The sequence below is a fragment of the Burkholderia sp. AU4i genome (assembly GCF_000466765.1).
Taxonomy (GTDB): Bacteria; Pseudomonadota; Gammaproteobacteria; order Burkholderiales; family Burkholderiaceae; genus Burkholderia; species Burkholderia cepacia.
In genome coordinates, this window is the sequence record NZ_ASSI01000369.1 from 1 (window position 1) to 579 (window position 579).

The window sequence follows — 579 nt, forward strand, 5'->3', positions numbered from 1 at the left end:
TGGGCCAGCAGGCCGAGGCGCTCGGCGTCGAGATCTTCCCCGGCTTCCCGGCCGCGGAGATTCTCTACAACGACGACGGTTCCGTGAAAGGCGTCGCCACCGGCAACATGGGCGTGGGCAAGGACGGCGAGCCGACCGAGAACTTCCAGCTCGGCATGGAACTGCACGCGAAGTACACGCTGTTCGCCGAAGGCTGCCGCGGCCACCTCGGCCGCCAGCTGATCTCGAAGTTCAAGCTCGACGCGAACGCCGATCCGCAGGCTTACGGGATCGGCATCAAGGAGCTGTGGGAAATCGATCCGGCCAAGCACAAGCCGGGCCTCGTGATCCACACGGCCGGCTGGCCGCTGAAGTCGGACACCTACGGCGGCTCGTTCCTGTATCACATGGACAACAACCAGGTCGTGGTCGGCTTCGTGGTGGGCCTGGGCTACACGAACCCGTACCTGTCGCCGTTCGAGGAATTCCAGCGCTACAAGACGCACCCGTCGATCCGTGCGTTCCTCGAAGGCGGCAAGCGCGTGTCGTACGGCGCGCGCGCGATCACGGCGGGCGGCCTGCTGTCGCTGCCGAAGACGG

The 579-nt window shown here is 66.1% G+C and carries 1 protein-coding gene; it reads left to right on the top strand.

Annotation, left to right across the window (positions count from 1 at the left end; genetic code table 11):
• Positions 1-579: NAD(P)/FAD-dependent oxidoreductase (locus tag L810_RS42660; protein ID WP_042978385.1), on the top strand; the 579-nt coding region annotated here is incomplete at both ends.